This is a genomic window from Pseudomonas sp. RW10S2 (genome assembly GCF_014268985.1).
Taxonomy (GTDB): Bacteria; Pseudomonadota; Gammaproteobacteria; order Pseudomonadales; family Pseudomonadaceae; genus Aquipseudomonas; species Aquipseudomonas wayambapalatensis.
This window is the reverse complement of record NZ_JABWRO010000174.1, coordinates 1-8,262: the sequence shown is the minus strand read 5'-3', so window position 1 is coordinate 8,262 and position 8,262 is coordinate 1. Positions and strand designations below refer to the sequence as shown.

General features: G+C 64.5%; 8 protein-coding genes. 4 read left to right on the top strand and 4 right to left on the bottom strand.

Annotation, left to right across the window (positions count from 1 at the left end; genetic code table 11):
* The 4 genes from HU729_RS24225 to HU729_RS24210 form a co-directional block, all read right to left on the bottom strand.
* The coding region (locus HU729_RS24225; protein WP_186711776.1) for an insulinase family protein at nt 1–371 on the bottom strand (371 nt) is incomplete at its 3' end.
* Nucleotides 372–448: 77 nt separating this feature from the next.
* Complete coding sequence (rsmD, locus tag HU729_RS24220; protein ID WP_186665570.1) at nt 449–1,042, bottom strand: 16S rRNA (guanine(966)-N(2))-methyltransferase RsmD; 594 nt, start codon at nt 1,040–1,042, stop codon at nt 449–451.
* Nucleotides 1,042–2,541 (bottom strand): pitrilysin family protein, encoded by a 1,500-nt coding sequence (locus HU729_RS24215; protein ID WP_186711775.1) that lies wholly within the window; start codon nt 2,539–2,541, stop codon nt 1,042–1,044. The genes rsmD and HU729_RS24215 overlap by 1 nt, the downstream gene beginning before the upstream one ends.
* The gene (locus tag HU729_RS24210; RefSeq protein ID WP_054891160.1) at nt 2,534–3,889 is read right to left on the bottom strand and encodes a pitrilysin family protein; all 1,356 of its coding nucleotides are present in this window, start codon (nt 3,887–3,889) and stop codon (nt 2,534–2,536) included. Before HU729_RS24210 ends, HU729_RS24215 begins: the two co-directional genes overlap by 8 nt.
* Before the next feature lie 230 nt (nt 3,890–4,119).
* Here HU729_RS24210 and ftsY point away from each other — a divergent pair, with 230 nt between their 5' ends.
* The 4 genes from ftsY (at nt 4,120) to rpoH (ending at nt 8,226) form a co-directional block, all read left to right on the top strand.
* Nucleotides 4,120–5,571, top strand: coding sequence for a signal recognition particle-docking protein FtsY (gene ftsY / locus HU729_RS24205; RefSeq protein WP_186711774.1), 1,452 nt, complete (start codon nt 4,120–4,122; stop codon nt 5,569–5,571).
* Nucleotides 5,568–6,239: a cell division ATP-binding protein FtsE gene (gene ftsE / locus HU729_RS24200; protein ID WP_186665578.1), complete on the top strand. Its 672-nt coding sequence runs from the start codon at nt 5,568–5,570 to the stop codon at nt 6,237–6,239. Before ftsY ends, ftsE begins: the two co-directional genes overlap by 4 nt.
* Nucleotides 6,236–7,261 (top strand): permease-like cell division protein FtsX, encoded by a 1,026-nt coding sequence (ftsX, locus tag HU729_RS24195; RefSeq protein ID WP_186665580.1) that lies wholly within the window; start codon nt 6,236–6,238, stop codon nt 7,259–7,261. Before ftsE ends, ftsX begins: the two co-directional genes overlap by 4 nt.
* A 110-nt stretch (nt 7,262–7,371) precedes the next feature.
* Complete coding sequence (gene rpoH / locus HU729_RS24190; RefSeq protein WP_186665582.1) at nt 7,372–8,226, top strand: RNA polymerase sigma factor RpoH; 855 nt, start codon at nt 7,372–7,374, stop codon at nt 8,224–8,226.
* Nucleotides 8,227–8,262 lie beyond the last annotated feature (36 nt).

The following is an 8,262-nucleotide window of genomic DNA, read 5'->3' as shown; positions in this document are numbered from 1 at the left end:
GGGGGGGGGCGGAACGTGATGTCGGCCAGGGCCTCCAGGGCGATTTCAAGGCGGCTGGCCGGCAGGGTCAACGGAAAATAGGTGTTGTCGCTGTCGGTGAAGGCATTTGGCGAAGCGCCCAGTCGGTTCATGAAGGAAATGTACTCGCCCTGGGCCAGTTTGCTGCTGCCATCGAATACCAAGTGTTCCAAGGCATGGGAAAGCCCCGAATTGCCGGCTGGCTCATGGCTGGCACCGACGTGTAAGGACAGTTGTACGCTGACCAGAGGTGCGCGGTGATCTTCTTGAAGGTAGATGCGCAGGCCATTGGCCAGGGTGGCGTGCTGCAGGTGTGAGGCGCGAGCGGCGGTGCTCGGAAGGGCTAGAGGCATGGGCTGCTCCTGATTGAGTTGGCAGGAGCAGCCTCGATGATCGGTGAGGTGGGGAGGCGGTAATTAATTAACCGGTGTTACCCCCGCTGCCACAGTGCGTAATGCACCTGTCCGGTCTTCTTTTCCCGGTGCAGGCGCCAGTTGCCGGGCATCGGCAGGTTGGACGGCGCTGTTTCGCTCTCGGTATAGACCCAGGCCTGTTCGTGCAGCCACTGATGCTCCTCCAGCAGGTTGCAGACGTTGGCCAGCAGGTCCTTGTGGAAGGGCGGGTCGAGGAATACCACATCGAACTGCTGCTTGGCCGGGCCGCCGAGATAACGCAGGGCGTCAATCTGCAGGATCTGCCCACGGGGGCAGCGCAGCAGCTCGAGGTTGTGCTTGAGGTTGGCGATGGCTGCAGGGTTGCTGTCCAGTGCCACGGCATCTTCGGCACCGCGCGAAAGGGCTTCGAGCACCAGGGCTCCGCTGCCGGTGAAGGCGTCCAGCACGCGGGCGCCTTCGATGTAGGGGGCAAGCCAGTTGAACAGGGTTTCACGCACGCGATCGGGTGTCGGGCGCAGGCCTTCCCCATCGGGCACCGCCAGGCGACGGCTGCGCCATTCGCCGGCGATGATGCGCAGGTGGCCAGCCCCCTTGCTTTGGGGCTGGGCGGGGTTGGACGGTCTTGCCATCAGTGCTCCGGTACGCCGAGCGGCTGCTCGGACGGTTTGTCTGTGGGCGGTGGCAGCGGCTTTTGCGGCACGCTCGGGCCTGCGGTGACGATCACCAGCTTGTCCACCGCCAGGTGCTTGTTCATCGCCGTCTTGACCTGCTCGACGGTCAGCGCCTGGGATTGTTGCATGAAGTCTTCGAGCCAGGTCAGCGGCAGGTTGTAGAAGCCGATGGCGCCCAGTTGGCCAACGATGCTCGCGTTGCTGGCATTCGAGAGCGGGAAGCTCCCGGCCAGCTCACGTTTGGCATCGTCGAGCTCTTGCTGGGTCGGGCCGTTCTTCAGGTAGTCGGCGAGGATGTCCTGGACCAGCTTGAGCGTACCTTCGCTGAGTTCGGCGCGGGTCTGCAGGTTGATCATGAACGGACCGCGCACCTGCATCGGGCTGAATACCGAGTACACACCGTAGGTGAGGCCGCGTTTTTCCCGCACCTCGCTCATCAGGCGGGTGCCGAAAGAGCCGCCACCCAGGATCTGGTTGCCCAGCGACAGCGCCGGCCAGTCAGGGTCCTGGCGAGTGATGCCCAGTTCGGCGAGCATCAGGTGGGTCTGCTTGGACGGGAAATCGATATGAGTCGCGCCCGGCTTGGGCTGCGACGGTTCGCCAGGGCTGGCCAGTGCCGGGCCCTTGGGCAGGGTGGCGGAGAGCTGCGCGGCGATGGTTTCGGCTTCACTGCGGCTGAGGTCGCCGACCAGGGCGATCACGGCATTGCCGGCAGCGTAGGCCTTCGCGTGAAAGTCGCGCAGTTGTACCTGGGTGATACCCGGGATGCTTTCGGCGGTGCCGTCGCTGGGGTGAGCGTAGGGATGGCTGCCGTAGAGGTTGGCGAACAGCGCCTTGCCGGCCAGCTTGCCGGGGTTCTGCTTCTCGTACTCGAAACCGGCCAGCAACTGGTTCTTGATGCGCTTGAGGGCGTCTTCAGGGAAGGTTGGCTTGCCGACCACGTCGGCGAACAGCTTCAGCGCCGGGTCGCGTTTGTCCGGGGCGCTCAGGCTGCGCAGCGTGGCCACGGCCATGTCGCGATACGAGCCGTTGCCAAAGTCGGCACCGAGCCCCTCGAAGCCTTGGGCGATCGCGGTGACGTCCTTGCCGGCCACACCCTCGTTGAGCATGGCGTTGGTCAGGGCGGCCAGACCGTAGACGCTGCCGTCCTGGCTGCTGCCGGCGGCGAAGGTCACGCGCAGGTCGAACATCGGCAGCTCTCGGGCTTCGACGAACAGGACCCGCGTGCCTTCGGCTGTGGTCCAGTTCTGGATGTTCAGTTGGCGCCGGCTGGGGGATTTGCCGTCGAGCTCGGCCATCGACTGCAGGGTATTGGCCGGGCGTGCGGCGTTGCTGTCGGGCTGACCGGCGGCATTGTCCGGTTGCGCCGGGCGGGCCAGCAGCAGGGCCAGCGCCACGATCGCAGCCAGGATGCCGAGGCCGAACAGGGTATAGCGGGGGGCGCGGCGATCACTCATGAGCGGACTCCTCGGGCAGAACGTGGGCAACGCTCAGGCGTTCGCGGGTGAAATAGGTGCGTGCGGCGTCCTGGATGTCCTGCGGCGTGACGCGCTTGAGGTCGTCCAGCTCGCTGTCGATCAGCTTCCACGAAAGGCCCACGGTTTCCAGCTGACCGATGGTGGTGGCCTGGCTGCTGATCGAGTCGCGGTCGTAGACCAGGCCGGCGATGACCTGGGCGCGCACGCGCTCCAGCTCCTCGGCGGTGGGTGGCGTGTTCTTGAGCTCGTCCAGCAACTGCCAGACGCCTTTCTCGACGTCGGCGAGGGTTTTCTGCTTCTGTACGTTCGGGGTCGCCGAGATCAGGAACAGGCTGTCACCCCGGGTGAAGGCGTTGTAGCTGCTCGAGGCACCGGCCACCAGCTCCTGGCCGCGCTCGAGGCGTGCCGGCATGCGCGCACTGTAGCCGCCGTCGAGCAGCGCCGAGATCAGGCGCAGGGCCTGGGCGCTGCGTGGGTCCTTGGCGGTGGCCAGGCCCGGGACGTTGAAGCCGTAGATCAGGCTCGGCAGTTGGGTGCGCACGTGCAGGGTGAGCTGGCGCTGGCCGGGCTCGGCCAGTTCCAGTGGCAGTTTGGCGGGAGGAATGGCGCGTTTGGGGATGGCGGCAAAGTATTTGTTCGCCAGGCCCTTGACCTCATCGACGGTGACATCGCCCACCACCACCAGCGTGGCGTTGTTCGGTGCATACCAGGATTCGTACCAGTGGCGCAGTTCCTCGACCTTCATCCGCTCGAGGTCGGCCATCCAGCCGATGGTCGGGGTGTGGTAGCCGCTGGCGGGGTAGGCCATGGCGCGGAACAGCTCGAAGGCCTTGGCGTTGGGCTGGTCGTCGGTGCGCAGGCGGCGCTCTTCCTTGATGACCTCGATTTCGCGGCTGAACTCGTCGGCCGGCAGGCGCAGACTGGCCAGACGGTCGGCCTCGAGCTCCAGGGCCACCGGCAGGCGGTCTCGGGCCAGCACCTGGTAATAAGCGGTGTAGTCATCGCTGGTGAAGGCGTTCTCTTCGGCACCGAGATCGCGCAGGATACGTGAGGCCTCGCCCGGACCGACCTTGGCGCTGCCCTTGAACATCATGTGCTCGAGGGCGTGGGAGAGGCCGGTCTGGCCGGGTGTCTCGTAGCTGGAGCCGACCTTGTACCAGATCTGCGATACCACCACTGGCGCGCGATGGTCTTCGCGCACCACGACCTTCAGGCCGTTGTCGAGGATGAATTCGTGGGTCGGTTGCGTATCGGCGGCCAGGGCCGCAAGCGGCAGGCAGAGCGTGCCGAGCAACAGGCCAGCGGCGCGGCGGGCTAGAGCATTCATACGATGGTTAACCTGTACGACGGCCCGCGGGGTTTAGCGTAGGCGGGCCAGGAGGTGCTAGGATACTGATCCGGTTGCCTGGCGACCATGCCTGTCGCCGTTCTGGCCCACAGGACACTACGACAAAACGTTGCGCATGAACCAGCCGGCTTCAAGAGAGTCTGTTCTGCGTATAGAGAATTCCCGATGCCCAATAATGGTGCATCGCCACCCTGAGATAGCCGTCTTCCATGTTTGGTTCCAACGACGACAAGAAAGCGCCGGCCGAGGCCGGTGAAAAGAAAGGCCTGTTCGGCTGGTTTCGCAAGAAGCCGCAGCAACCTGTCGCCGAACAGCCGCAAGCCCCCGAGCAGCCCGTTAACGAGCCGGTAGCGCCATCCACGCCCGTCGAGCAGGCCGTTGTCGCTGCGCTCGAGCCGGTTGTCGCCGATGCGCCGGTTGTGCCAGATGAAGTGCCAGCACCGGCAGAGGCTCCCCAGGCAACGCCTGCGCAGCCTGTCGAGGTCGAAACCCCTCCACCAGTCAGCAATCTGGTATTGCCTGTCGCCGAGGAACCCGTGGCGCTGGTCCCTGACCTGGAACCGAGCGAACCGCCAGCCATTCCCGAGCGCCCTGTCGCGATCCCTGAACCTGTGGCGGCGGTTGTCATCGAGCCTGAGCCAGTAGTTGTCACGCCTGCGCCTGCACCGGTGGCGCCCGAGCCTGCCCTGGCCGAGCCAGAACCCGCCGTTGCCGCCACCGAGCAGTCCAAGCCCGGCTTCTTCGCCCGCCTCAAGCAGGGCCTGTCCAAGACCAGCGCCAGCATTGGCGAAGGCATGGCCAGCCTGTTCCTGGGCAAGAAAGTCATCGACGACGACCTGCTCGACGAGATCGAAACTCGCCTGCTCACTGCCGACGTGGGCGTCGAGGCCACTTCGCTGATCGTCCAGAACCTCACGCAGAAAGTCGCCCGCAAGCAGTTGGCAGACGCCGATGCGCTGTACAAGTCGCTGCAGGAAGAGCTGGCCGCGCTGCTGCGCCCGGTCGAGCAGCCTCTGAAGATCGAAGCCCAGAGCAAGCCCTATGTGATCCTTGTCGTCGGCGTGAACGGCGCGGGCAAGACCACCACCATCGGCAAGCTGGCCAAGAAGCTGCAGCTCGAAGGCAAGAAGGTCATGCTCGCTGCCGGTGACACCTTCCGTGCGGCTGCGGTGGAGCAGTTGCAGGTCTGGGGCGAGCGCAACCAGATCCCGGTGATCGCCCAGCACACCGGCGCCGACTCGGCCTCGGTGATCTTCGATGCCGTACAGGCCGCCAAGGCCCGTGGCGCCGACGTGCTGATCGCCGACACCGCCGGGCGCCTGCACACCAAGGATAACCTGATGGAGGAGCTGAAAAAGGTCCGTCGGGTCATCGGCAAGCTGGATGCCGACGCGCCGCATGAGGTCCTGCTGGTGCTGGACGCAGGGACCGGACAAAACGCCATCAGCCAGGCCAAGTACTTCAACCAGAGCGTCGAGCTGACCGGCCTGGCCCTGACCAAGCTGGACGGCACCGCCAAGGGCGGTGTGATCTTCGCCCTGGCCAAGCAGTTCAGCCTGCCGATCCGCTTCATCGGGGTCGGTGAGGGTATCGACGATCTGCGCACCTTCGAGGCCGAACCCTTCGTCAAAGCCCTGTTTGCCGAGCGTGAGCACCCATGATCCGATTCGAGCAGGTCGCCAAGCGCTACCCCAATGGCCATGTCGGCCTGCATGAGCTGAGCTTCCGGGCACGCCGGGGCGAATTCCTGTTCGTCACCGGCCACTCCGGCGCGGGCAAGAGCACCTTGCTGCGCCTGCTGCTGGCGATGGAGCGTCCGACCAGCGGCAAGCTGCTGCTGGCCGGCCAGGACCTGGGCCAGATCAGCAATGCGCAGATCCCGTTCCTGCGCCGCCAGATTGGCGTGGTGTTCCAGAACCACCAGTTGCTGTTCGACCGCACCGTGTTCAACAACATCGCGTTGCCGCTGCAGATCCTCGGCCTGTCCAAGGTGGAGATCGCCAAGCGCGTGGATTCGGCGCTGGAGCGCGTGTCGCTGTCGGACAAGGGCGAGCTGTTCCCTGCTGATCTGTCGACCGGGCAGCAGCAACGTGTGGGCATCGCCCGCGCCATCGTTCACCAGCCGGCGCTGCTGCTGGCGGACGAACCCACCGGTAACCTCGACCCGCGGCTGGCCGCAGAGATCATGGGCGTGTTCGAAGACATCAACCGCCTGGGCACCACGGTGCTGATCGCCAGCCACGACCTGGCGCTGATCGCGCGCATGCGTCACCGCATGCTGACGCTTCAGCGCGGACGACTGATCGGCGATGGGGAGGCCGGACAATGAGCACTACGCGTACGCCAAAGGTCTCCGAGCGTGTTGCGCCCAAGGCCGCCGACTCGAAACCGGAAAAACAGCGCGGCGGCCACGACGACGATGGCCCGGATTTCCGCACTCTGTTGAACGCCTGGCTGGAAAGCCATCGCGCCAGCCTTGCCGACAGCCTTCGCCGCCTGGGCAAGCAGCCGATCGGCAGCTTCTTCACCTGCCTGGTGATGGCTGTGGCGCTGAGCATGCCCATGGGCCTGTCGTTGCTGCTGAAGAATGTCGAGAAGCTCGGCGGCTCCTGGCAGCGCGCGGCGCAGATTTCGCTCTACCTCAAGCTTGACGCGGGCAGCAAGGAGGGTGAAGCGCTGCGCGATGAGATCAAGGGCATGCCCGGCGTGGCCGAGGCGACCTATGTCAGCCGCGAGCAGGCGCTGCAGGAGTTCCAGCAGCAATCCGGCCTGGGCGAGGCCTTGCGCGAGTTGCCGGACAACCCGCTGCCCGGTGTGGTGGTGGTGACGCCGACCGAAGTCGACAAGCCGGCGCTCGAAGCCTTGCGCCAGCGCCTGTCTGAGTTGCCGCGGGTCGAAGTGGCGCAGTTGGATCTGGTTTGGGTCGAGCGCCTGGCGGCGATTCTCAAGTTGGGTGACCGTTTTGTCTTCGGCCTGGCGGTCATGCTGATTTCCGCACTGCTTTTGGTAATTGGTAACACAATTCGCCTGCACATCGAGAACCGCCGTGTCGAGATCGAAGTGATCAAGCTGGTCGGCGGCACCGACAGCTACGTACGCCGCCCCTTCCTCTACATGGGAGCCTTGTATGGCCTGGGTGCGGGCGTGCTGGCCTGGGGTATCCTGGCGTTTGGCCTGAACTGGCTGAACGACGCGGTTGTCGGGCTTTCCGGGCTGTACAACAGTGACTTCGCCCTGGGTGGGGTGCCAGGCTCCGATGGTCTGTCACTCTTGATTGGTGCAGTACTCTTGGGGTATATCGGTGCTTGGATTGCGGTCGCTCGCCACTTGAACGAGCTTGCACCGCGATAATGCTTTCTTGCCAGCATTGACTTTTTTTCATCCAGGAACTTGTTTCGTGGTTCCGGGTCAATGATGGCAGTGCCCACAAGGCACGAGTCCAGTGAGTCGGAGGTACTTGAATGACCACTTCGTTGCAACCTGCCTATGCCCTGGTGCCCGGTGCAAACCTGGAAGCCTACGTGCACACGGTCAACAGCATTCCGCTGCTGACGGTCGAGCAGGAGCGTGAACTGGCCGAGCGTCTCTATTATGAGCAGGATCTTGAGGCCGCTCGGCAAATGGTGATGGCCCACCTGCGTTTCGTCGTACATATCGCCCGTAGCTACGCCGGCTACGGTCTGGCCCAGGCCGACCTGATCCAGGAAGGCAACGTCGGCCTGATGAAGGCGGTCAAGCGCTTCAACCCCGAGATGGGTGTGCGCCTGGTATCCTTCGCCGTGCACTGGATCAAGGCTGAGATCCACGAGTTCATCCTGCGCAACTGGCGCATCGTCAAGGTCGCCACCACCAAGGCGCAGCGCAAGCTGTTCTTCAACCTGCGCAGCCAGAAGAAGCGTCTGGCCTGGCTGAACAACGACGAAGTGCACCGTGTCGCCGAAAGCCTGGGCGTCGAGCCTCGGGAAGTGCGCGAGATGGAAAGCCGCCTGAGCGGTCAGGACATGGCCTTCGACCCGGCAGCCGATGCCGACGACGACAGCGCCTTCCAGTCGCCTGCGCACTATCTTGAAGATCACCGCTACGATCCGGCCATGCAGCTGGAGGATGCCGATTGGAGCGATAACTCCAACAGCAACCTGCATGAGGCGCTCAGTGGCCTGGACGAGCGCAGCCGCGACATTCTCTATCAGCGCTGGCTGGCCGAGGAAAAGGCCACGCTGCACGAGCTGGCAGAGAAGTACAGTGTGTCGGCCGAGCGGATTCGTCAGCTCGAGAAGAACGCGATGAGCAAGGTCAAGGCACTGATCACGGTCTGATCGGCGCCCTGACTGAAAAGCCCCCCCCCCCCCCCC

Bases quoted from the DNA above. Each gene is read 5' to 3' on its own strand.
- rsmD (WP_186665570.1), bottom strand. From the start codon at position 1,042: ATGGCAAGACCGTCCAACCCCGCCCAGCCCCAAAGCAAGGGGGCTGGC.
- HU729_RS24215 (WP_186711775.1), bottom strand. From the start codon at position 2,541: ATGAGTGATCGCCGCGCCCCCCGCTATACCCTGTTCGGCCTCGGCATC.
- HU729_RS24210 (WP_054891160.1), bottom strand. From the start codon at position 3,889: ATGAATGCTCTAGCCCGCCGCGCCGCTGGCCTGTTGCTCGGCACGCTC.
- ftsY (WP_186711774.1), top strand. From the start codon at position 4,120: ATGTTTGGTTCCAACGACGACAAGAAAGCGCCGGCCGAGGCCGGTGAA.
- ftsE (WP_186665578.1), top strand. From the start codon at position 5,568: ATGATCCGATTCGAGCAGGTCGCCAAGCGCTACCCCAATGGCCATGTC.
- ftsX (WP_186665580.1), top strand. From the start codon at position 6,236: ATGAGCACTACGCGTACGCCAAAGGTCTCCGAGCGTGTTGCGCCCAAG.
- rpoH (WP_186665582.1), top strand. From the start codon at position 7,372: ATGACCACTTCGTTGCAACCTGCCTATGCCCTGGTGCCCGGTGCAAAC.